Origin of the sequence: Oricola indica, from assembly GCF_965227485.1 — a bacterium.
Taxonomy (GTDB): domain Bacteria; phylum Pseudomonadota; class Alphaproteobacteria; order Rhizobiales; family Rhizobiaceae; genus Oricola; species Oricola indica.
Genome location: NZ_OZ245747.1, coordinates 4,341,803 through 4,362,810, shown reverse-complemented (window position 1 = coordinate 4,362,810; position 21,008 = coordinate 4,341,803). Strand labels below are relative to the sequence as shown.

Here is a 21,008-nt window from a genome sequence, read left to right as displayed (position 1 = left end):
GATAAAGACAGGTCGCAATGCAAACGAGCTTTACGCCAGAACAATTGCAGGACCCCGGCGTTGCCGCGTCGGAGAAGATCCTGCGCACATGTGTGCATTGCGGGTTCTGCACGGCGACCTGTCCGACCTATGTCACGCTCGGCAACGAGCTCGACAGCCCGCGCGGGCGGATCTACCTGATCAAGGACATGCTGGAAAACGACCGGCCGGCCGACGAGAAGGTCGTGACCCATATCGACCGCTGCCTGTCGTGCCTGTCGTGCATGACGACCTGCCCGTCGGGCGTGCATTACATGCATCTGGTCGACCATGCCCGCGCGCATATCGAAAAGACCTACAAGCGGCCCTTCTTCAACCGGCTGACGCGCAATGTGCTGGCGCTGGTGTTGCCCTATCCGGCCCGCTTTCGCGCCTCGCTCCATGCCGCGCGTCTCGGGCGTCCGTTCGCCGGACTGTTCAAGGCGATCGCGCCGCTGAAGGCATTCGGTGCGATGCTCGATCTGGCGCCAAAGACGATCGAAAAGCCGTCGCGTTTCGCGGAGCCCGGCACGCATGCGCCGACCGCCGAAAAACGCGGCCGTGTCGCGATCCTGACAGGGTGTGCGCAACCGGTTCTCAAACCGGGCATCAACGAAGCGACGATCCGGCTTCTGACCCGGCTCGGCATCGAGGTTGTCGTGCCGAAAGGCGAAGGCTGCTGCGGCTCGCTGGTTCACCACATGGGCCGCGAGGAACGGGCCCTGGAAGACGCGCGCCGCAACGTCGATGCCTGGACGCGGGAGATCGAAGCGGGCGGGCTCGACGCCGTTATCGTCACGGCATCGGGGTGCGGCACGACGATCAAGGACTATGGCTGGATGCTGCGGGAGGACGCTGCCTACGCCGACAAGGCGAAGCGGGTTTCGGCGCTTGCCAAGGACATTACCGAATATCTGGCGTCCATCGACCTGCCGGACCCGGCAGTGCGGGCGAACCTGACGGTGGCCTATCATTCGGCCTGCTCCATGCAGCATGGCCAGAAGATCACGGCAGCGCCGAAAAATCTTCTCAAGGCGGCGGGGTTCTCGGTTCGGGATCCGGCGGAAGGCCATCTGTGCTGCGGCTCGGCGGGGACCTACAACATCATGCAGCCGGAGATCGCGGATCAGTTGAAGGCGCGCAAGGTCCGCAATATCGAGGCGACGAAACCCGATATCATTGCCACCGGCAATATCGGCTGCATCACGCAGATCGGGTCGGGCACCGGTATCCCGATCCTCCATACGGTCGAACTGCTTGATTGGGCCTATGGCGGGCCGAAGCCGGATGGTGTCCCGGATGCACGGCCGTCCCGTCTCGACGCGCTTCTGGCTGCTGAGTAAAGCGTCAGCTTCTGAGTGCAGGCAGCCATTTGTCGGTCGCGACGAAAACCGGCGAGATCGTCAGGAACGTCGCCATCGCCTGCGCGATCATGACGGGTTGCAATCGCGCTTTCGGCATAGGATGAAGGCCGCCATATTCCCGTAAATGACAATCGGAGAGCATCGATGCAGCAGCGCAAACTCGGCAGAGACGGACCTTCGGTCGGAGCGATCGGGCTCGGCTGTATGAGTTTTGCCGGCGCCTATGGCAAGATTTCCGAGGCGGAGGCGCACCGCACCCTGGAAGCGGCGATCGATCTCGGCGTCACGCATCTCGACACGGCCGCGCTCTATGGCGGCGGCGTTTCGGAGAGCTATATCGGCTCGTTCATCAAGGACCATCCGAACCGGTTCAGCATCGCCACAAAGGCCGGGATTATCACCAAGCCGGAGCGCCGTTTCGATAACACCGAAGCCTATCTGCGCGAGTCCCTGGAAGGCTCGCTGAAGAGGCTCGGCGTCGAGCATGTCGAGCTTTTCTATATTCACCGCCGCCAGCAGGACATCCCGATCGAGGATGTCATGGAGACGATGGTGAAACTCAAGCAGGAAGGCAAAATCGGCGGCATCGGCCTTTCGGAGATCGCACCCTACACGCTGCGCCGGGCGGCGGCGGTGCACCCGGTCATGGCGGTCCAGAACGAATACTCGCTGTGGACCCGGCTACCCGAACTGGGCCTGCTGCAGGCCTGCGCGGAACTCGGAACCACATTCGTTTCCTTTTCATCGGTAGGGCGGGGTGTTTTCTCCAACCGGATGCCGGACGTACCGGCACTGCCGGACAGCGACTTCCGGACCTCCAATCCGCGTTTCGCCGAGCCGAATTATACGCTCAACAAGGCGATCATCTCGAAGTTCAACGAATATGCCAACAGTCAGGGCATGTCGCCGGCGACCATGGCCAATGCATGGGTATTGCACCAGGGCGACCATGTCATCGCCATCCCGGGCACCCGGACGCCTGACCATCTGGCGGAAAACGCCGCTGCCGCCGATGTCGTGCTGACGGATGCGCAAATCGCCGAGATCGACCGGTTGCTGCCGGTAGGCTTCGCCTATGGCGATCGCTATTCCGACGGCCAGTCGGTCGGTCCGGAACGTTATTGCTGAGGCCCGAGGGGCTTGCTCGGGCATATGACAGAAATCAATGTCGCGACCCGCGCGTCGTGAGAGTGTCTGCACCCCGGAACTGGAGAAGATCATGTTTGAGAAAATCACTGTCGCAACCGACGGATCGGATCACGCGAGCGAGGCGATCCGGATCGCCTGCGATCTCGCGAAGAAATACAATTCCAAGCTGCACATCGTTCACACGCCGCAAGCCATCGGCGATACGCTGATCGTCGGCTATACCGCCGTGCCCGTGCCGCCGACCAAGGAAGAGATAGAGAAATCCGGCCGCGAAGTAATCGGCGCGGCCGAATCCGAGGTGCGCGAAGCAGGCATCACCGACTTCACCAGCCAGCTCGTGTCGGGCGATCCGGCCCATGCGATCGTCGAGGAAGCCAAGGCGCACAAGTCCGACCTCATCGTCATGGGCCGCCGTGGCCTCGGTTCGCTTTCCGGGCTGCTGGTCGGCTCGACGACGACGAAGGTCTCCCAGCTCGCGCCCTGCGCCGTCCTGACGGTCAAGTAGCGCTTACTCGCGCCTCGGCTTTTCGGTCGCGCCGTGTCGGCGGACCGGCCGATGCGAAATCGGCGAAACGGGTTTTCCTGCGGCGTGACGGTTACACATCCGGCGGCGACCGGTTGGCGCGCGCGCATCCAGGCCCCATATCGGGACAAAGGAGAAAGCCATGAGTGAAGCGATGCGCAAGGAAACGGACACGATGGGTGAGGTCGAGGTGCCGGCCGACCGCTACTGGGGTGCGCAGACAGGCCGTTCTCTCGTCAACTTTCCGATCGGCACCGAAAAGATGCCGGTGCCGCTGATCCATGCGCTGGGCATCGTCAAGCAGGCGGCGGCGCTTGCCAATCTGGGGCTTGGCACCCTTGACCGCGAGATCGCCGCTGCCATTGTCGATGCGGCGGGCGAGGTGGCGAATGGCAGCCTGGACGACAATTTCCCGCTCGCCGTCTGGCAAACCGGGTCCGGCACGCAATCGAACATGAACGCCAACGAGGTGATCGCCAACCGCGCCATCGAGTTGCTCGGCGGCACGATCGGTTCCAAGGATCCGGTTCACCCCAACGACCATGTCAACAAGAGCCAGTCCTCCAACGACACCTTCCCGACCGCGATGCATATTGCCGTCGCCGTCGAGACGGCCCGGCGGCTGATCCCGGCCCTGAACCACATGATCGAGGCGGTCGCGGCCAAGGAGGCGGAGTTCGACGACATCGTCAAGATCGGCCGCACGCACACGCAGGACGCCACGCCGCTGACGCTCGGCCAGGAGTTTTCCGGCTATCGCGCGGCGCTGGAACTGGGGCTGAAGCGCATCGAAACGGCGCTGGAGGACGTTCATGCCCTCGCCCAGGGCGGTACGGCCGTCGGCACCGGACTGAATGCGCCCGATGGCTTCGCGGAACTCTTCGCCGACAATGTCGCGCGCATAACCGGGCTGCCGTTCCGCACCGCCGGCAACAAGTTCGAGGCGCTGGCGAGCCACGGCGCATTGGCGCAATTGCATGGCAGCCTGTCGGCGCTCGCGGGCGACCTGTTCAAGATCGCGAACGATATCCGCTTCCTTGGCTCCGGCCCGCGCTCCGGCCTCGGCGAACTGATCCTGCCCGAGAACGAACCTGGTTCGTCGATCATGCCCGGCAAGGTGAATCCGACCCAGGCGGAGGCGCTGACCATGGTGGCGACCCGCGTCATGGGCAACCAGACCACCGTGAACGTCGCCGCCAGCCAGGGTCATTTCGAGCTGAATGTCTTCAAGCCGGTGATCGCGGATGCGGTGCTGCAGTCGATCCGCATTCTCGCCGATGCGATGATGTCCTTTACCGACCGCTGCCTCGCCGGGATCGAGGCCGACCGGGAGCGCATCGGCGATCTCGTGAGCCGGTCGCTGATGCTGGTCACCGCCCTCGCGCCGAGCATCGGCTACGACAATGCCGCCGCGATCGCCAAGGCCGCGCACAAGAAGGGTACGACACTGCGCGAGGAAGCCGTGGCCAGCGGTCACGTGACGGAGGCGGAGTTCGACGACATCGTCCGGCCGGAAAAGATGGTGTGATGAACGGTGATTCGGAAATCGTTCTCAATTCATGAACGATCTGTCGCGTATCTGCCGGATTGTTGCAGCGCACAGGATGAATATGTTCCCGGCCATCATCAATCGGGAACAAGACAATGACCAATTCCGTACTTCTCTTAGCGGCGCGCATTCTGCTCGCTTTCATTTTCATCCTGTCCGGCTGGGGCAAGTTCTTCGCCATCGAAGGCACCGCCGGTTACATCTCGTCCGTCGGCCTTCCGGCCGCGACGCTGCTCGCCTGGGCGGCGGCGATCTTCGAACTGGTGGCCGGCCTTGCGCTGCTCGTCGGCTTCCGCACCCGTGAAACGGCCTGGGCGCTTGCGGCCTTTACGCTGTTCGCCGGTTTCGTCTTCCACTTCCAGCCGTCCGACCAGATGCAGATGATCTCGTTCATGAAGAACCTGGCCATCGCAGGCGGCTTCCTCGCCCTCGGCCAGACCGGCGCCGGTTCGCTGTCGCTCGATGCGCGCCTCGGCACTGCCCGTCCGGCACTCGCCTGACGCCGGCACGGCGATCACAGGCAATCATGACGCGGGGCTTCGGCCCCGCGTTTTCGTTCAGGCATTCCGTTTCCGAATAGCTGCCATGCGCCCTGCGCACGATTACGGATTTGTAACGGGATTCGGGTCGGGGCCGGGACTAACCTCGGGACGTTGAATCAAAGAGGTTACTGCCATGCCTTCCCTGCTCGCCCGTTATGCCACGCCGTTTACCACCGGTCTGTTCGTCGTCTCGCTCGTATCCGGCGTCGCGTTGTTCTTCCATATCGGCTCGGCCTATTTCCACTCGATGCATGAATGGCTGTCGCTGGTCCTGATCGCGCCATTCGTCTTGCATATCTGGAAGAACTGGCGCGCGTTCAAAACCTACTTCAAGCGCCCGGCCATGACGATCGCGCTCGTCGCGTCTCTGGTCGCCGGTATCGCCTTCGCATGGCCATCCCTGACCGGCACGTCCGAAGGACGCGGCGGACGGCCGGAATTCGCCCTGCTCAGGGCGGTGCAGACCGCGCCGATCAGCGCAGTCGCGCCCTTGTTTGGCCAGGACGGAAACGGTCTCGCGGAAAACCTGCGCGCCCGGGGCTATACCGTCGCTTCGACCGATGACACGCTCAATGGCATCGCCGAGGCGTCGGGCAAGTCCGCCAGCGATATCGCCGGCGTTCTCGCCGCATCGGGCAGATCCGGTGATAGTCAGTGATCCGGTTGGAGAAACGAGTCGTATAAAGAACGATCGGAACCGTTAATTCCCCCCCCTAAACGGTTCGGTTAAGGACGGCATTCCCGAACCGCCGCCTTCAAAAGCCGCGCTGCACGCTCCTCCGCAGCGCGGCTTTTTCGCGTTTCAGGCGCCGAGCGCGGCCGCCAGTTCCGCCGCGGCGGGATTGGGCCCATCGGCCGATACCGGCGCGAAGAGGCAGGCCTGCGACCGCAGGATCACGCCGTCCTTCAGCACCTTCAGATGGTTGGCGCGTAGCGTCGATCCGGTCGAGGTGATATCGACGATGACATCGGCCTGCCCGGCCGCCGGCGCACCTTCTGTCGCGCCGAGGCTTTCGATGATCCTGTAGAGCTGGATGCCGTGGGTCTGGGAGAAATGCTGCTGCGTCAGCCGCCAGTATTTCGTCGCGATGCGCAGCCTGCGTTCGTGACGATGGCGGAAATCGGCGGCGACGAGGCCGAGATCGGCCATGGTATCGACATCGAACCACGCCTCCGGCACCGCGACGACCACGTCTGCATGGCCGAAGCCCAGCTGCGCGAGGCGGGTTACGCGGTTCTCGCTGTCCGGCAGGCCCTCGCGCACGAGATCCTCTCCGGTGACGCCGAGATCGATCGATCCCTTGCCGAGTTCGCGTGCGATTTCCGAGGCGGACAGGAAGGCCACTTCGACATGCGGATGGCTCGCGACGGCGGCGCGGTAGGTGCGCGCGTCCCTGGGCGGTTCGACGGCGTAGCCGGCCGCATCCATGCGCTTCAGCGCCTCTTCCTTGAGACGGCCTTTCGAGGGAATGGCGATGGTGACGGTTGCGCTCACGACTTGCCTCCCGAAGAACCGATACGGTCGAGCCAGACGGAAAAACCGACGCCGGGCACCGTCTCTTTCGCGCCGAGCATCGTCAGCAGCCGGTCGTAGCGTCCGCCGCCGACCAGCACGAGGCCGGCCGGTGTCGCGATCTCGTAGACGAGCGCCGTGTAGTAATCGAGCGCGCGGCCGAAGGCGGCGTCATAGGTGACCTTGGCGGTATCGACTCCCGCCGCCGAAATAGCCGCCTCGCGCGCGGCAAAGCCGGCGATGGCGTCGTCCATGTCGAGCGAATTGCCTGAAGCGAACGCCCGCAGCGCATTGGCCGCCTTGTCGAGCGATGCATGAATGTCGAGGAACTTGCGCAATGTCGCCAGTGCGCCCGCGTCAGGCGCGATCTCGGCGGCGTCGAAACGGGCGAGCAGGCGGTCGGCGATGTCGTCAGCATCGCGCCCGCCGGCGTTTTCCAGTCCGGCGATGCGCAATCGCATGGACAATGCGTTGACGAGTGCCGCGCGGTCGCGCGCTTCGGCGGGTTCCAGAATGTCGGCGGGAAGATCGGGCAGGGGCGGCGGCACCGCGAGCGCGTCCAGCGCCGCGTCCAGCGTCGCCCGGTCGCCGAAGGCGTGGCTGAGGCGCAGCGCCCAGCCCTGGGGCAGGCCGAGACCGGTGACCACTGCGTTGAAGACCGCCTGGTCGCCGAGCGTCGTGACGGTACCCTCCGCAGCGTCCAGCGCGTCGAGGAATGAAAGCGCATCGGCCAGCGAGCGCGCATCCGCCGCCGGTCCGTTAGCGTCGCCGATATCCTCGATGCCTGCCTGCAGGAATTCGTTGCCGCCGGCCCGGCGCTGCCGGAACACCGTGCCGACATAGCCGTAGCGGCGATGCCCGTCAGTGCCCGCGCCGAGATGGTGCAGGCAGACGGGTATGGTGAATTCCGGCCGCAGGCACAGCGCCTCGCCGGTTTCGCTTTCGGACATGAAGATACGGCGGCGCAATTCCTCGCCGGCCGTATCGAGGAACGGGTCGGCGGGATGCAGCACCGGCACATCAAGCCGCTCCGCGCCCAGTCCGGCGAGGATCGTCTCGATGTCGGCGCGCGCCGAAAATGATCTCAGGGCATTCATGCCAGTCCCAATTCACGAAGAATCGTTTCAATGCAACCGTCGAGGTTCTCCGAAAGCTCGCCGGTGGTGATCCGGAGGGTCCGATAGCCCAATTCCGAAAGCCAGGCATCGCGCTTCATGTCTCTTTCCAGTCCTCCCGGCTGGTAGTGATGTTCGCCGTCGAGTTCGATGATGAGTTTTCGCGATTGGATCGCGAAGTCGGCGAAATACGGTCCGATTGGAACCTGCCGCCGGACGTGAAGTCCGTATAGGCGTCTGAATTGCTTCAGCTCGGACCACAGCTTCGCTTCACCCCCGGTCAGGTTTCTTCGCATCTGACGGGACCGCCTGATGGCTGCCGGCGTTACTTTGCTCGGCATCGCTACCCCCACCCTTCATCCCTCCCCTCAAGGGGGAGGGAGGTCGCTGGCGAAGGAGCCCATGCCGGGATCGATGTGGCAAGCGGATGCGCCGGTGCGGATGTCTTCCCTCCCCCTTGAGGGGAGGGATGAAGGGTGGGGGGAGTCCAGCCTGACACGGTATCAGCCGCTCTTGGCGCGGTCCTCGGCCTGGTCGGCGAGCATGCGGATGACTTCCGCGACGATCCGGTCTTCCGCGACCTCGATCTGCGCCGGGCGGCTTTCGCGCCAGGTGACGTTGTCGGTGATCTCACCCGACAGGCGCTTGCCCTCGATAAGGTCCTTGATCTGCACCTTGCCGGCCTCGCGCTCGTCCGAGCCCTGAATGATGGCCAGCGGGCAGCCGCGACGGTCGGCATATTTGAGCTGGTTGCCGAACTTCTTCCAGTTGCCCTGGTACATCTCGGCGCGGATGCCCGCCTCGCGCAACGTCTGGACCATTTTCTGGTAGCGGCCGAGCGCCTCCGTGTCGCCATCCATGACGGTGACGAGGACCGGCTGGATCACCTCGTCCTGGCCGAGCTTGCCGAGGTTCTTCAAGGCCGTCATCAGGCGCGAGACGCCGATGGAAAAGCCGGTCGCCGGCACGTCCTGCCCGGTGAAGCGCTTGACCAGCCCGTCATAACGCCCGCCGCCGCCGACCGAACCGAACTGCACCGTCTCGCCCTTCTCGTTGGTGACGTCGAAGAGCAGTTCGGCCTCGTAGACCGGGCCGGTGTAGTATTCGAGGCCGCGGACGACGGAGGGGTCGATCTTGATGCGGTCTGCGCCATAACCGCATGCCTCTATTAGGGTTGCAAGCTGATCGATTTCAGAGAATGCCTCGATAATGGGACTTACGTGCCATTCGGTGTCCTGTTCCCCGATCCGGTCGAGGAACGCCACCGTTTCCGACAACCCGCGAAGCGCTACATCGATGTACTCGCAAATGAACTCTATCTGTCCAACACCGAGTTTCGCACCTGGCGTGAAGTCGCCGCTCTCGTCCTTGCGCCCGTCACCGAGCAGTAGCTTGACGCCCTCGACGCCGAACTTGTCGAGCTTGTCGAGCGCGCGCAACACCGTTAGTCGCGTCGACCCGTTTTCTTCTTCGCCTAGCCCGATAGCTTCCATCAGACCATCCAGCACCTTCCGGTTGTTGACCCGGATGACGTAATCCCCGCGCGCGATGCCGAGCGCTTCCATCGTGTCGGCCATCATCATGCACATTTCGGCGTCGGCCTGGACGCCGGGCGCGCCGACCGTGTCGGCGTCGAACTGCATGAACTGGCGGAAGCGGCCGGGGCCGGGCTTTTCGTTGCGGAACACCCAGCCGGCGCGATAGGTGCGGTAGGGGAGCTGGATCTCGTTGATGTTCTCGGCGACGTGACGCGCCAGCGGCGCGGTAAGGTCGTAGCGCAGCGACATCCACTGCTCGTCATCGTCCTGTACCGAGAACACGCCCTCGTTCGGGCGGTCCTGATCGGGCAGGAACTTTCCAAGGCAATCGGTATATTCGAAGATCGGCGTCTCGACCGGGTCGAAACCGTAGCGTTCGTAGACCGCCTTGATCTTGGAAACCATCTCGTCGGTCGCGCGGATATCGGCCGGCGAACGATCGACGAAGCCGCGCGGCAGGCGCGCCTTCAGTTTCTGCGGTTTTTTCTTCTTCTTCTCGGACATGAATGAGCCTGTCTGGCAGGGAGGGGCGGGGTCGCGCTTCTCCTACAAGACAGGCTCAATTGCCGCAAGACGACGGACCGGGGTCCGCCGTCGGCGTCAGCCCTTAGTACATGTACGGCGAAGCGCACGGCTTGCGCGGACCGTTATAGGGCTGCCAGGAATTGTCCCAGCGGCGGTAGCTGCGATAGCGGCTCTCGCACCACGCATAGTGGCTGCGCGTGAGCCGGATCGTGCGGCCCTGCTGGACTTCCGGAAGCATCAGGATGCCCAGCGCGAAAGCCGCGGCCGGGAACCAGTAGCCGTTATATTCGCGGTAGCCGTGCCTGCGGTCCCGGTAACCCCGGTGCCCGTTCAGGTAGAAATGGCCGTTGCGCTTGTGAAAACGGTGTTTGCGGTGCTTGAAATGCTTGCGGTATTTGCGGTGGTCCACATTCGTCACCAGTCCGTTATCGACAGTCACCGACGGCTGGAATGTGTAGGGCGCGGCGGCAACCGGCGCGGCTGCGCCGACACCGATGGCGGCCGACAAAAGCGCGGACAGAACTTTTCTTCCCATCATTGTCTTTCTCCTTTGGGCGCGTGGCCCGGATTCGTCCCTCCACTATATAATGTAAGAATACGGGTGCGGTTTCATGTCCCTTGTTAAACTTTTTTCCTGATGAAGTATTTTCCCACCCGGGTTACGTGACGGTCGATGCAACCGAGACGCTGATTCCGACAACCAGGGCGTGTTCATGTCGGCTTGCTCTGCCTGCGGAGAGAAGGGAATGAGCCACACCAGTGTCATGCTGTTCGAGACGGCCATCGGGCGGTGCGGGATCGCCTGGGGGGAGACCGGCATACGCGCGGTCAGTTTTCCGGAGGTGAATGACGTCGCCACGCTGGCGCGCCTGCGACGCCGCGTGCCCGGCGCGCCGGAGACGGATACCGCGCCGGAACCCGTCGCCGGGATCGTTGAGGGCATCCGCGCGCTCGCCGATGGCGGCAGCCCGGATTTCGACGGCGCGCCGCTCGACATGACCGGCGTCGGCGCGTTCGAGCGCGATGTCTACCGGCTGACGGCAGCGATCAAACCCGGCGACACGCGAACCTATGGCCAGTTGGCGCTCGATCTCGGCGACATCTCGCTGTCGCGCCGTGTCGGTCAGGCGCTCGGCGGCAACCCGTTTCCGATCGTCATACCATGCCATCGCGTCATTGGCGCGGATGGCGCGATGATCGGCTTTTCCGCGCCCGGCGGCACGGAAACGAAGCGCACGCTGTTGAAGATCGAGGGCGCGCTCGGCCCCGATCTCTTCGACATGATCAAGCTCTAGGCGGTCTTGCGCCGGCGCAGATGGTAGGTCAGCGCGAGGGCGATGCAATGCTTCGTCTCCGCCACCGGTACCGCCTGATCGGCGGAAAAGACCAGCGCGCGATCGCCCTCGAACGTGAAGGTGTCGGGATAAAGCTCGCGGAACCGGTCGACCAGATTGGTGTGGCAGATGAACAGCATCGCCACCGTCTCGTCGTCGCGCGCCACGAGGCGAACGGAACTGCCGATGCGCGGTCTGACGGGCGAAAAGCTTGGTTCGCCCCATTTCAGGCTTTCAGCGATCTCCCCGACACAAGCCGTTTCGCGCGCTGTATCCAGGATCAGCGCGCGCAACTCGTCATGCAGCCGGCCGGCGGCCTTGCTCACTTGGGCCTCGTGAAGGCTGCACGGGCGGTCTCGACCGCGTCGCGGCAGCAGCATCCCTCGACATGGTCGTTGACGAGCCCCATCGCCTGCATGAAGGCGTAGACCGTCGTCGGGCCGACGAAGCTCCAGCCGCGCTTTTTCAGGTCTTTCGAGATCGCCGTCGATGTCGCGGTCTTGCCCATCGTCCTGAGCGTCGCCCAGTCTGCGACGGCGGGGCGCTCGGAGGCGGGCGGCTCGTGCGACCAGAAATAGGCGGCGAGCGAGCCGAATTCGTCGCGCATCTCCAGAGCCCGTTTCGCGTTGTTGATCGTCGAGACGATCTTGCCGCGATGCCGGATGATGCCGGCATCCTGAACGAGGCGCTCGACATCGTCATCGCCGAAGCGGGCGACCTTCTCGATATCGAAACCGGCGAAACCGGCGCGGAAATTCTCGCGCTTGCGCAGGATGGTCAGCCAGGAGAGCCCCGACTGGAAGCCCTCGAGGCAGATCTTCTCGAACAGCCGCGTATCGTCGGAGACCGGTTGGCCCCACTCATTGTCGTGATAAGCGAGGTAGTCGGGCAGGTTGCCGTGCCAGGCGCAGCGGATGCGCCCGTCCGGTCCCTTGATCAATCCGTCACTGGTCATGCGGTTCTTTCCGTCTTCATTTCCGATTCACCATGTGTCGCAACCGCCGGGTAACCTTGACAACAGATTGCGCCGCCAAATCGCTTTTTATCGGTCCGCGATTCATAATTGAGTGGGGACGCCGCGTCATGCTTGCGCCGGAGCTCTGCTGACAATGTGGTGTCAGCAGATCGATGACGAACGAGTAGAGAGTACGTCGGATGAAACCTGCAAGTCTTTTCGCGGCGCTTGTCGCCGCCTTCATTGCCATGGCGTTTTCCGCCTCCGCGCAGGATCGATACGGCACCAAGCCGCCGGTCGTCCTGAGCCCCGATCTGGCCGCCCCCTGGGTGATGCAGCTCGGCGGCCGGTCGATCACCGGAACGTCGGTGCGCTCGAATGCGAAGAAGGTGATCTTCCGCCAGCCGACCGCGCCGCGCCGTCAGCTGACAACGCGGCCCGTGCAGCGCGCCGCCGTCCAGCGTCCTGCCAATCCGGCCAAGCCGCGCGGCATGGACCCGGTCTACCTGCCGCAGGAAGTTTCCTATGATGGCGGCCAGAAGCCCGGCACGATCATCATCGATACCAATGCCCGGTTCCTCTATCTCGTCCAGGATGGCGGCACCGCGCGCCGCTACGGCGTCGGCGTCGGCAAGCCTGGCTTCGAATGGGCCGGCACGCACAAGATCACGCGCAAGGCGGAGTGGCCGTCATGGCGCCCGCCCTCCGAGATGATTGCCCGCGAGAAGGCCAAGGGCCGTATCCTGCCGGTCTTCATGGAAGGCGGTCCGAACAATCCGCTCGGCGCGCGCGCGCTCTATCTCGGTTCGACGCTCTACCGCATCCACGGCACCAACCAGCCCTGGACCATCGGTCAGGCCGTCTCGTCGGGCTGCATCCGCATGCGCAACGAGGACGTGATGGACCTCTACACACGCGTCGGTGTCGGCACCAAGGTCATCGTGAAATAGATCCGTTTTCTGCGGGGGAGCGGGCAGCGGTCGCCGTCTCATGACGGCGGCCGCTTTCTCATTTGCGGGTCAGTGACCGCCGCCGAAAGCGCCGGTCTTCACCGAATAATTGACCGCGATCCCGTATTCCGGATCGTCGTCGGAATCGACGATCAGCTGGCCGGCGCGGTTCAAGAGCCGGTGGCAGTCATGCGACAGGTGGCGCAAGACGAGCTTCTTGCCCTGCGCCTCGTATTTTGCCGCGAGATCCTCGATCGCCTGCAGTGCCGACTGGTCGACGACGCGGCTGTTCATGAAATCGATCATAACGGTCTGCGGGTCGGCGACCGGGTCGAATATCTCCGCGAAGCCATCGGTCGATCCGAAGAAGAGCGGCCCCTCGATCTGGTAGACCTTCGCGCCTTCCGGCGTGACATGGGACCTGGCATGGATGCGCTTGGCGTTGTTCCAGGCATAAGCCAGCGCCGAGACGATCACGCCGACGACGACCGCGACCGCAAGGTCGCTGACGACGGTGACGACCGTCACCAGCACGATGACCATCGCGTCGGTGAGCGGGATGCGGCGCATGATCTTCAGCGTCTGCCAGGCGAAGGTGCCGATGACGACCATGAACATGACGCCGACGAGCGCGGCGAGCGGGATCTGTTCGATCAGCGGCGAGGCGACGAGGATGAAGGCGAGCAGGAACAGCGCCGCCGACAAGCCGGAGAGGCGGAAGCGGCCGCCCGATTTCACGTTGATCATCGACTGGCCGATCATCGCACAGCCGCCCATGCCGCCGAAAAAGCCGGTCACGACATTGGCCGTGCCCTGCGCGATGCATTCCTTCGACGCACCGCCGCGCTGGCCGGTGATCTCGCCGACGAGGTTCAACGTCAGCAGGCTCTCGATCAGGCCGATGGCGGCGAGGATCACCGCATAGGGGACGATGATTTCGAGCGTTTCGAATGTCAGAGGCACGGTCGGCAGATGGAAGGTGGGCAGCCCGCCCTCGATCGACGCAAGGTCGCCGACGCGCGGAACGTCGATGCCGAATATGATGACGACCGCCGCGATGACGCCGATGCCGGCGAGCGGCGCCGGAATGGCATTGGTGAGTTTCGGCATGGCCCAGATGATCGCCATGGTGGCGGCGACGAGGCCAAGCATGGTGACGAGCGGCCAGCCGGTCATCCATTGCAGCGAGCCGTCAGGCGCGTGGACCTTGAACTGGGTGAGCTGCGCCAGGAAGATGACGATGGCGAGGCCGTTGACGAAACCGAGCATCACCGGATGCGGCACGAGGCGAATGAACTTGCCGAGGTGGAAGACGCCAGCCAGCACCTGCAGGATTCCCATCAGCACGACGGTGGCGAACAGATATTCGACGCCATGCGAGGCGACGAGCGAGACCATCACTACGGCAAGCGCACCGGTCGCGCCCGAGATCATGCCGGGCCGACCGCCGAAGATGGAGGTGATCAGGCCGACGATGAAGGCGGCGTAGAGGCCGACCAGCGGATGCACGCCGGCGACGAAGGCAAAGGCTACCGCCTCGGGCACCAGCGCAAGCGCCACGGTGAGGCCGGACAGCAATTCCGTCTTGATCGTCATCGGATTGAAAGGGGCAAAGGCGCCCGGATCGCGACCGCCAAAGGGGAGGCGGCCAGCGAGCGCGGCAAGCGTCGCTCGTGTCATGTAAAATCGGTTCCCGTTTCTGGATCTGGCCCTTTTGAACCGATTTGATGCTGCATAGCAATATCGGAGGCACATATGAGCCATGCCGCGGGGCCTCCGTGTCCTTTTGCTGGACAAGATCGCCGGCCCCGCGCAAAATCCCGGTCGGGAGGACATGCAATTCCATGATGAGACTGGCGTTGGCGATCCTGCTCGCCCTTGCCGGCTGTGCGGTCGCGGCCGAAGGCGATGGCGATCGCGTGACCAGAAAAGTCGGCATTCTCGCCTATCGCGGCGACGAAGCGGCGATCGCGCGCTGGCAGCCGACATTCGACGCGGTGGAAACCGCCGTGCCGGGCGCCGATTTCACGGTGGTGCCTTTGTCGCTCGATGGCGTGCGGTCGGCGCTTGCACGCGGCGAGATCGACTACCTCTTCACCAATCCCGGCCATCTCTACAGGATGGTCGAACAGGCGCGCCTGTTTCCGATGGTGAGCCTGCGTTCCGACCGGGAGGATGTCCCGCAGACGGGCAACCGTTTCGGCGCGGTGATTTTCGTGCGCTCCGACAATGAGGAGATCAGGACGCTTGCCGATCTCAAGGGCAGGCGGCTCGCCGCCATCGCGCCCGACGCCTTTGGCGGTTTCGAGGTGGCGGCTGCGACGCTGGTGCGCAATGAAATCAATCCGTGGCGCGATCTCGACTCCATCGTGTTTCTCGGCTTCCCGCATGACGGTGTCATCGAGGCGGTGGTCGACGGCGCCGTCGATGCCGGCACGGTGCGCACGGGTTTGCTGGAAGCGGCCGTCAATGCGGGCAAGGTCGAGGCATACCAGCTGCGCATCCTCAACCCGTTGCGGGTGCCGGGGTTCGAACCGGCTCTCTCCACCGAACTGATGCCGGAATGGATTCTGGCCTCCACGGCGTCCGTTCCCGAGACGGAGCGCCGCGCCATCGCGATCGCTTTGCTTCGGCTGGACGGCGATCATCCGGCTGTGGAAGCCGGCGGTTATGGCGGTTGGACGACCGTGCCGTCCGACGTGACCGTGCGCACGCTCCTTCAGACGGTGGACGCGGCGAAACCCGGCGAGGATACGCCGATGGTAGCGCTCTCCGGCTTCCTGGCGGCCGCCGCCGGCGGCGTGCCGATCGTGATCGCGATGCTGATTTACTGGCGAGGCCGCCACGCGTCACCCGTGCAGACGGACCCGGCACAGACAGCGGGAGCGAAGGTGCGTCTGACGCCGCGCGAACATGAAATCCTGCAGTTGGTCGGAGCGGGTAAAACGACCAAGGAGATCGCCCGCGACCTCGGGATCAGCCCGAAAACGGTCGAGTTCCATCGCGGGCATCTGATGCGAAAATACGAGGCCGCCAACATGGCCGAACTCGTCAGAAAGGCAGGCGGCGCTCTGGCTGCGTGAGCCTTTCCCAGGGTATACCCCAGGCTATTCAGAGGGTCCGCCCAGCTGTTTTTCGTGAGCTTCCGCTGGGAGCATTCCGGCATTGCCGCATGGAGGATGCGGTGTCTGCAACCGGGAGGATTACCCATGAAACTGCTCACGAAATTCATCGCGATTTTCGCGTCCATCGCCTTTGTCGCGACCGCGCTGACCGGCGCATCCGCCGCCAATGAGCGCTACGGCAAGCAGAAGGTCGTCTACCATATCAATTACAATGGCGGCGATGGCGACAAGGCCTATCGCGGCGCGCTGCGCAATATCCAGAACCACATCAACGCGGTCGGCAAGGACAATATGGAAATCAGGGTCGTGCTGCACGGCAATGGTGTCGGGCTCCTCAAGAGCGCCCAGTCCAATGACAAGCTGCAGATGGACGTCACCAGCCTCAAGACCCAGAACGTCGCGTTCAATGTCTGCAACAACACGCTGGTCGGCCGCAATATCGACTATCACAACGACCTGTTCGAGGTGTTCGAGGACGATATCGTGCCGTCAGGCGTGGCCGAATTGAGCCGCCTCCAGATGATGGGCTACACCTACATCAAGCCCTGATCGGCATGGATGGAGTGAAACACGGCCGGTGCATGCACCGGCCGTATTTGCTCGGCCTCAGATCCGCCGGCCGGAACCCGGATCGAACAGGTGCAGACGGTGGGGATCGAGGGTGATGGACAGCCTGTCCGACAGGGGCGCGCCCGACGGCAGCGAAAGCGCAAGCCGCTCATCGGTCAGCCGGCCATGCACGAGCCGGCTTGCGCCGAGCTCCTCGACATAGTCGATCGCCATTTCGACGTGACCGTCCCCATTGCCGGAAGCAAGGGCCATGTCCTCGGCACGGACGCCCAGCGTCAGAGGTCCGTTCGGCACCTCGGCTCCGTTCATCGTGACAGTCTGGTCCCCGATGACGAGACGGCCGCCTTCGCCGCGCGCCGCGATCAGGTTCATTGCGGGAGAGCCGATGAAGCTTGCGACGAAGGCCGACTGCGGCGCGCGATAGACCTCGAGCGGCGTGCCGATCTGTTCGACATGGCCGCCATTGAGAACAACGATGCGGTCGGCCATCGTCATGGCTTCGAGCTGATCATGCGTGACGTAGATCGACGTCGTGGCGAGACGCCGTTGCAACTGCTTGATCTCGCCGCGCATCTGGACACGCAACTTGGCGTCGAGATTGGACAGCGGCTCGTCGAACAGGAAGGCAGCCGGCTCCCGCACGATGGCGCGGCCCATGGCGACGCGCTGGCGCTGCCCGCCCGACAGTTGCCGCGGCTTGCGGTCGAGATACTGGTCGAGTTCGAGGATCCTGGAGGCTTCCGCGACGCGCTTGTCGATTTCGGCCTTGGGGGTGCCGCGGTTCTTCAGCCCGTAGGCGAGGTTCTGGCGCACCGTCATGTGCGGGTAGAGGGCATAGTTCTGGAAAACCATGGCGATGTCGCGCTCGGCCGGTTCCACGTCGTTGACGGTCCGCTCGCCGATCCGGATTGTGCCCTCGGTGACGCTTTCCAGCCCGGCCACCATGCGCAGCAGTGTGGATTTGCCACAGCCCGACGGGCCGACAAGGACGATGAACTCGCCGTCCTCGATGGCGATGGAGACGGAATTCACCGCCCGCACGTCGCCGGTATAGGATTTGCTCACATTCTCGATGGTGACTTGCGCCATGTCTTCGGTCTCACTTGTCGCTTTCGGTCAGGCCCTTGATGAACCAGCTCTGGAAGATCACGACGATCAGAACCGGTGGCAGCATCGCGAGGATCGCGAGCGCGAATGCCTGGTTGTATTCGGGGATCTGGCTGCCGACCCAGACGAGCAGGATCTGCTTGATGCCGCGCACGAGCGTGTAGAAGCTCTCCTCGTTGGTCATCAGCATCGGCCAGAGATACTGGTTCCAGCCATAGACGAACATGATGATGAAGATCGCCGCGATCATCGTCTTGGAGAGCGGGACCAGGATGTCGATGAAGAACTTGAACGGCCCGGCGCCGTCGATGCGCGCCGCCTCCAGCAATTCGTCGGGCACGGACTTGAAGAACTGGCGAAAGAAGAACGTTCCCGTGGCCGACGCCAGAAGCGGCACGATCAGCCCGGTATAGGTGTTGACGAGGCCAAGCTTGGTCATCACGTCGTAGGAGGGCAGGATACGCACTTCCAGCGGCAGCAGCAGCGTGGTGAAGATCATCCAGAAGAAGATCACTCCCATGCGGAAGCGAAAATACACGATCGCGTAGGCGGCCAGCATCGACAGCACGATCTTGCCGACGGCGAAGCCGACGCCGAGGATGAAGGAATTCATGACCATGCGCGCGCCGGTGACCTCGCCTGTGAAGCCGCCCTTTTTCGTCAGCATCTCGCGATAGGTGTCGGTGAAGTGGCCGCCCCAGGTCACCTGCAGCCCGTGCAGATGGACATCGAGTGCGTCGTGCGTCGATGTCATGAAGGCCACCACCACGGGCGCCATCATGACGAAGACGCCGAAGAGCAGGATCAGGTGGTCCACGACCTTTGTCTTGTGCATGATCAGGCCCTCAATTGTAGTGGACGCGCCGCTCGATGAAGCGGAACTGGAAAACGGTGAGCAGCAGGACGATCAGCATCAGGATGACGGACTGGGCGGCCGAGCCGCCGATGTCGTTGCCGCGGAAGCCGTCCATATAGACCTTGTAGACGAGCGTGATCGGGTTGTTGGCCGCCTTGTCCTTCACGATCACATCGATGATGCCGAACGTGTCGAACAGCGAATAGGTCATGTTGATGATCAGAAGGAAGAATGCTGTCGGCGCCAGCAGCGGCAGGGTCACTGTCCGAAATCGGCCGAGACGCGAGCGGTTGTCGATCGCGGCCGCCTCGCGCACGGAGACAGGGATGCCCTGCAATCCGGACAGGAAGAAAATGAAATTGTAGGGGATCTGTTTCCAGACGGCGACGACGATCATCGCGAATGCCGTGTCGACATAGTCGATGCCGACTTTCATGTCCCATCCGAACCAGGCGGCCATGGTGACGAAGGGGCCGATATGCTGGTCGAAAAACATCATGCCGATCAGGCCGGCCACCGGTGGCGCGATCGCGTAGACGCAGATCAGGAGCGTCTTGTAGGGCCCCGATCCGCGAATGACCGTGTCGGCGGTCGTGGCCAGAAGCAATCCGATCGACAGCGAGAAAACCGTCACAAGGATCGTGAAGACCACGGTGAAACGAGCGATCTGTTGATAGTGGCTGGATTTGAACGCCTCGAGATAGTTGTCGAAACCGACGAAGGTCGCGCCGAAACCGAACGGGTCCTCAAGATAGAAGGACGACTGGATCGCCTGTGCGGACGGCCAGTAGAAGAAGATGAAGACCACCGTCATCTGCGGCAGCAGGAACAGGTAGGGCAGGTATGGCGAGGAGAACTGGACGCGCTTCATGCGGGCTTTCCGGAGGGGATGATCCGGGAGCGCGAGGCCCCCGGATCGACAGGTATCGGGAAACCGGACTTAGCCGGCGGTCTTGGCGAAGCGCGCGAGAAGGGCGTTGCCTTCTTCCTCGATGGTCTTCATCGCGTCCTCGACGGTGGTCTCGCCGGCGAAGATGCGGTTGTATTCGCGTTCCATGACTTCACGGATCTGCGGGTAGAAGCCCATGCGATAGCCCTTGGACCATTCGCCGCCCGGCAGCGAAAGCTGCTGGATGCCGACTTCGGCGATCGGCTTTTCATCGTAGTAGCCGTCTTCCTTGGCCAGCTCGTAGGCGGCCTTGGTGATCGCGACATAGCCGGTGGACTGGTGGTAGAAATACTGGATTTCGGCCGATGTCAGGAACTGGAAGAAGTCGGCCGAGCACTTGTTTTCCTCATCCGACTTGCCGGACATCGCGAAGAGAGCCGCGCCGCCGATGAAGGAGTTGGTGCCGGCGCCTTCGATGGAGTCCCAATAGGGCAGGAAGGTCGCCGAGAACGGCATCTGCGCGGAGCTCTGCAGACCCCCGAACGAGCCCGACGAACCGATCCACAACGCGACCTTGTCTTCCTCGAACGGCTTCTGGTTGTCGGACCAGCCGGCGCCGAAATATCCGAAATATCCGTTGTCGTACCAGTCCTTCAGCTTTTCGTACATCATGACATGCTCGGGCGCGGTGACGTTGAGCGTCGTGCCCTGAACGGAGTCGTAGCCGTTGTTGTTGCTGGCGAACTGCAGGTTGTTGCGCGAGAAGAAGTTCTCCGTGAATTCCCATGTCAGCTGCGACTGGACGAGCGGAATGTAGCCGGCTTCCTTCAGCGCGGGGGCGATTCCCTCGAACTCTTCCCAGGTCTTCGGGGCGTCGACGCCGGCTTTTTCGAGGGCGGCGGTGTTGATGTACATGATCGGCGCCGACGAGTTGAACGGCATGCCGACGAACTTGCCGTCGGCGTCGGCGTAGAAGTAGCGAACGCCCTCGATGAAGGATTCCCGATCGAACTCGTAGCCGGCCTGGGTGATCAGGTCTTCCGCGGGGATCGCCGCGCCGTTGGCGTTGATGATCGTGGCGGCGCCGGCGTCGAAGACCTGAAGGATGTTCGGCTGTTCACCGGAGCGGAAGGCGGCGATGCCGGCGGCGAGCGCTTCCTCGTAGGTGCCCTTGGAAACTGGAGTCAGCGAACAGGCGTCCTGCGCCGCGTTGAACTTCTCGGCGATCTGGTTGATCACTTCCTGGTTCTTGCCGCCCATGCCGTGCCACCAGGTGATGTCTGTGGCGAAAGCATGCGCGGACGTGGAAAGCAGCAGGGAGGCTGCAAGGATATTGCGGATCATCTGAAATCTCCTGGGTTCCGTTTCGGGAGTCGAAACGATGCG

The 21,008-nt window shown here is 63.3% G+C and carries 22 protein-coding genes; 10 read left to right on the top strand and 12 right to left on the bottom strand.

Features of this window, described 5'->3' with window-relative positions:
- The first annotated feature begins 17 nt into the window (after positions 1-17).
- From glcF to ACQK2M_RS21600, 6 genes are all read left to right on the top strand, one after another.
- Positions 18-1,361 (top strand): glycolate oxidase subunit GlcF, encoded by a 1,344-nt coding sequence (gene glcF / locus ACQK2M_RS21625; RefSeq protein ID WP_425419516.1) that lies wholly within the window; start codon positions 18-20, stop codon positions 1,359-1,361.
- Positions 1,362-1,526: 165 nt separating this feature from the next.
- A complete protein-coding gene (locus ACQK2M_RS21620) occupies positions 1,527-2,510 on the top strand; it encodes an aldo/keto reductase (protein ID WP_425419515.1) in 984 nt (327 codons plus the stop codon).
- A 91-nt stretch (positions 2,511-2,601) separates the two neighbouring features.
- A complete protein-coding gene (locus tag ACQK2M_RS21615) occupies positions 2,602-3,036 on the top strand; it encodes a universal stress protein (RefSeq protein ID WP_425419514.1) in 435 nt (144 codons plus the stop codon).
- A 160-nt stretch (positions 3,037-3,196) separates the two neighbouring features.
- Positions 3,197-4,582 (top strand): class II fumarate hydratase, encoded by a 1,386-nt coding sequence (gene fumC, locus ACQK2M_RS21610; protein WP_425419513.1) that lies wholly within the window; start codon positions 3,197-3,199, stop codon positions 4,580-4,582.
- A gap of 116 nt (positions 4,583-4,698) precedes the next feature.
- Entirely contained in the window at positions 4,699-5,103 is a 405-nt protein-coding gene (locus ACQK2M_RS21605) for a DoxX family protein (protein WP_425419512.1), read from the top strand.
- Positions 5,104-5,278: 175 nt separating this feature from the next.
- Complete coding sequence (locus ACQK2M_RS21600) at positions 5,279-5,803, top strand: DUF4405 domain-containing protein (protein WP_425419511.1); 525 nt, start codon at positions 5,279-5,281, stop codon at positions 5,801-5,803.
- 144 nt (positions 5,804-5,947) lie between these two features.
- Here the strand turns inward: ACQK2M_RS21600 and hisG are convergent, their stop codons facing one another.
- The 5 genes from hisG to ACQK2M_RS21575 form a co-directional block, all read right to left on the bottom strand.
- Positions 5,948-6,640 carry an ATP phosphoribosyltransferase gene (gene hisG / locus ACQK2M_RS21595; RefSeq protein ID WP_425419510.1) on the bottom strand — a complete coding sequence of 231 codons (693 nt, stop codon included), beginning with the start codon at positions 6,638-6,640 and terminating at the stop codon, positions 5,948-5,950.
- Positions 6,637-7,755, bottom strand: a complete 1,119-nt coding sequence (locus ACQK2M_RS21590; protein ID WP_425419509.1) for an ATP phosphoribosyltransferase regulatory subunit — start codon at positions 7,753-7,755, stop codon at positions 6,637-6,639. The genes hisG and ACQK2M_RS21590 overlap by 4 nt, the downstream gene beginning before the upstream one ends.
- Positions 7,752-8,114, bottom strand: coding sequence for an endonuclease domain-containing protein (locus ACQK2M_RS21585; RefSeq protein WP_425419508.1), 363 nt, complete (start codon positions 8,112-8,114; stop codon positions 7,752-7,754). Before ACQK2M_RS21585 ends, ACQK2M_RS21590 begins: the two co-directional genes overlap by 4 nt.
- 162 nt (positions 8,115-8,276) lie before the next feature.
- Entirely contained in the window at positions 8,277-9,815 is a 1,539-nt protein-coding gene (hisS, locus tag ACQK2M_RS21580; RefSeq protein ID WP_425419507.1) for a histidine--tRNA ligase, read from the bottom strand.
- 103 nt (positions 9,816-9,918) lie between these two features.
- Positions 9,919-10,374, bottom strand: coding sequence for a BA14K family protein (locus ACQK2M_RS21575; protein ID WP_425419506.1), 456 nt, complete (start codon positions 10,372-10,374; stop codon positions 9,919-9,921).
- Between the two features lie 208 nt (positions 10,375-10,582).
- Here ACQK2M_RS21575 and ACQK2M_RS21570 point away from each other — a divergent pair, with 208 nt between their 5' ends.
- A complete protein-coding gene (locus tag ACQK2M_RS21570; protein ID WP_425419505.1) occupies positions 10,583-11,131 on the top strand; it encodes a methylated-DNA--[protein]-cysteine S-methyltransferase in 549 nt (182 codons plus the stop codon).
- On the opposite strand, the gene ACQK2M_RS21565 is transcribed toward ACQK2M_RS21570, so the two are convergent.
- Positions 11,128-11,496 carry a DUF1801 domain-containing protein gene (locus ACQK2M_RS21565; RefSeq protein ID WP_425419504.1) on the bottom strand — a complete coding sequence of 123 codons (369 nt, stop codon included), beginning with the start codon at positions 11,494-11,496 and terminating at the stop codon, positions 11,128-11,130. The genes ACQK2M_RS21570 and ACQK2M_RS21565 overlap by 4 nt on opposite strands.
- The gene (locus ACQK2M_RS21560) at positions 11,493-12,125 is read right to left on the bottom strand and encodes a DNA-3-methyladenine glycosylase I (RefSeq protein ID WP_425419503.1); all 633 of its coding nucleotides are present in this window, start codon (positions 12,123-12,125) and stop codon (positions 11,493-11,495) included. The genes ACQK2M_RS21565 and ACQK2M_RS21560 overlap by 4 nt, the downstream gene beginning before the upstream one ends.
- A gap of 200 nt (positions 12,126-12,325) precedes the next feature.
- Between ACQK2M_RS21560 and ACQK2M_RS21555 the strand changes: the two genes are divergently transcribed.
- Entirely contained in the window at positions 12,326-13,075 is a 750-nt protein-coding gene (locus ACQK2M_RS21555) for a L,D-transpeptidase (RefSeq protein WP_425419502.1), read from the top strand.
- A 69-nt stretch (positions 13,076-13,144) separates the two neighbouring features.
- Here the strand turns inward: ACQK2M_RS21555 and ACQK2M_RS21550 are convergent, their stop codons facing one another.
- Positions 13,145-14,755 carry a SulP family inorganic anion transporter gene (locus ACQK2M_RS21550; RefSeq protein ID WP_425419501.1) on the bottom strand — a complete coding sequence of 537 codons (1,611 nt, stop codon included), beginning with the start codon at positions 14,753-14,755 and terminating at the stop codon, positions 13,145-13,147.
- Between the two features lie 164 nt (positions 14,756-14,919).
- Between ACQK2M_RS21550 and ACQK2M_RS21545 the strand changes: the two genes are divergently transcribed.
- Complete coding sequence (locus ACQK2M_RS21545) at positions 14,920-16,158, top strand: PhnD/SsuA/transferrin family substrate-binding protein (protein WP_425419500.1); 1,239 nt, start codon at positions 14,920-14,922, stop codon at positions 16,156-16,158.
- Positions 16,159-16,284: 126 nt separating this feature from the next.
- Entirely contained in the window at positions 16,285-16,749 is a 465-nt protein-coding gene (locus ACQK2M_RS21540; RefSeq protein ID WP_425419499.1) for a DsrE family protein, read from the top strand.
- Positions 16,750-16,806: 57 nt separating this feature from the next.
- On the opposite strand, the gene ACQK2M_RS21535 is transcribed toward ACQK2M_RS21540, so the two are convergent.
- The 4 genes from ACQK2M_RS21535 to ACQK2M_RS21520 all read right to left on the bottom strand — a co-directional run bounded on the left by ACQK2M_RS21535 (position 16,807) and on the right by ACQK2M_RS21520 (position 20,966).
- The gene (locus ACQK2M_RS21535; protein ID WP_425419498.1) at positions 16,807-17,859 is read right to left on the bottom strand and encodes a sn-glycerol-3-phosphate import ATP-binding protein UgpC; all 1,053 of its coding nucleotides are present in this window, start codon (positions 17,857-17,859) and stop codon (positions 16,807-16,809) included.
- 10 nt (positions 17,860-17,869) lie between these two features.
- A complete protein-coding gene (ugpE, locus tag ACQK2M_RS21530) occupies positions 17,870-18,712 on the bottom strand; it encodes a sn-glycerol-3-phosphate ABC transporter permease UgpE (RefSeq protein ID WP_425419497.1) in 843 nt (280 codons plus the stop codon).
- Between the two features lie 10 nt (positions 18,713-18,722).
- On the bottom strand, positions 18,723-19,604 hold the full coding sequence (locus ACQK2M_RS21525; protein WP_425419496.1) for an ABC transporter permease subunit: 882 nt from the start codon (positions 19,602-19,604) through the stop codon (positions 18,723-18,725).
- A gap of 69 nt (positions 19,605-19,673) precedes the next feature.
- Positions 19,674-20,966 (bottom strand): extracellular solute-binding protein, encoded by a 1,293-nt coding sequence (locus ACQK2M_RS21520; RefSeq protein ID WP_425419495.1) that lies wholly within the window; start codon positions 20,964-20,966, stop codon positions 19,674-19,676.
- Between the last annotated feature and the right edge of the window lie 42 nt (positions 20,967-21,008).

Excerpts from the sequence above, each read along its gene's own strand:
- ACQK2M_RS21570 (WP_425419505.1), top strand. The coding sequence starts at position 10,583 with ATGAGCCACACCAGTGTCATGCTGTTCGAGACGGCCATCGGGCGGTGC.
- ACQK2M_RS21605 (WP_425419512.1), top strand. The coding sequence starts at position 4,699 with ATGACCAATTCCGTACTTCTCTTAGCGGCGCGCATTCTGCTCGCTTTC.
- ACQK2M_RS21540 (WP_425419499.1), top strand. The coding sequence starts at position 16,285 with ATGAAACTGCTCACGAAATTCATCGCGATTTTCGCGTCCATCGCCTTT.
- ACQK2M_RS21560 (WP_425419503.1), bottom strand. The coding sequence starts at position 12,125 with ATGACCAGTGACGGATTGATCAAGGGACCGGACGGGCGCATCCGCTGC.
- fumC (WP_425419513.1), top strand. The coding sequence starts at position 3,197 with ATGAGTGAAGCGATGCGCAAGGAAACGGACACGATGGGTGAGGTCGAG.
- glcF (WP_425419516.1), top strand. The coding sequence starts at position 18 with ATGCAAACGAGCTTTACGCCAGAACAATTGCAGGACCCCGGCGTTGCC.
- ACQK2M_RS21600 (WP_425419511.1), top strand. The coding sequence starts at position 5,279 with ATGCCTTCCCTGCTCGCCCGTTATGCCACGCCGTTTACCACCGGTCTG.
- ACQK2M_RS21545 (WP_425419500.1), top strand. The coding sequence starts at position 14,920 with ATGATGAGACTGGCGTTGGCGATCCTGCTCGCCCTTGCCGGCTGTGCG.
- ACQK2M_RS21555 (WP_425419502.1), top strand. The coding sequence starts at position 12,326 with ATGAAACCTGCAAGTCTTTTCGCGGCGCTTGTCGCCGCCTTCATTGCC.
- ACQK2M_RS21520 (WP_425419495.1), bottom strand. The coding sequence starts at position 20,966 with ATGATCCGCAATATCCTTGCAGCCTCCCTGCTGCTTTCCACGTCCGCG.
- ACQK2M_RS21585 (WP_425419508.1), bottom strand. The coding sequence starts at position 8,114 with ATGCCGAGCAAAGTAACGCCGGCAGCCATCAGGCGGTCCCGTCAGATG.
- ACQK2M_RS21535 (WP_425419498.1), bottom strand. The coding sequence starts at position 17,859 with ATGGCGCAAGTCACCATCGAGAATGTGAGCAAATCCTATACCGGCGAC.
- ACQK2M_RS21550 (WP_425419501.1), bottom strand. The coding sequence starts at position 14,755 with ATGACACGAGCGACGCTTGCCGCGCTCGCTGGCCGCCTCCCCTTTGGC.
- ugpE (WP_425419497.1), bottom strand. The coding sequence starts at position 18,712 with ATGCACAAGACAAAGGTCGTGGACCACCTGATCCTGCTCTTCGGCGTC.
- ACQK2M_RS21590 (WP_425419509.1), bottom strand. The coding sequence starts at position 7,755 with ATGAATGCCCTGAGATCATTTTCGGCGCGCGCCGACATCGAGACGATC.
- hisS (WP_425419507.1), bottom strand. The coding sequence starts at position 9,815 with ATGTCCGAGAAGAAGAAGAAAAAACCGCAGAAACTGAAGGCGCGCCTG.
- ACQK2M_RS21615 (WP_425419514.1), top strand. The coding sequence starts at position 2,602 with ATGTTTGAGAAAATCACTGTCGCAACCGACGGATCGGATCACGCGAGC.
- ACQK2M_RS21525 (WP_425419496.1), bottom strand. The coding sequence starts at position 19,604 with ATGAAGCGCGTCCAGTTCTCCTCGCCATACCTGCCCTACCTGTTCCTG.
- ACQK2M_RS21575 (WP_425419506.1), bottom strand. The coding sequence starts at position 10,374 with ATGATGGGAAGAAAAGTTCTGTCCGCGCTTTTGTCGGCCGCCATCGGT.
- ACQK2M_RS21620 (WP_425419515.1), top strand. The coding sequence starts at position 1,527 with ATGCAGCAGCGCAAACTCGGCAGAGACGGACCTTCGGTCGGAGCGATC.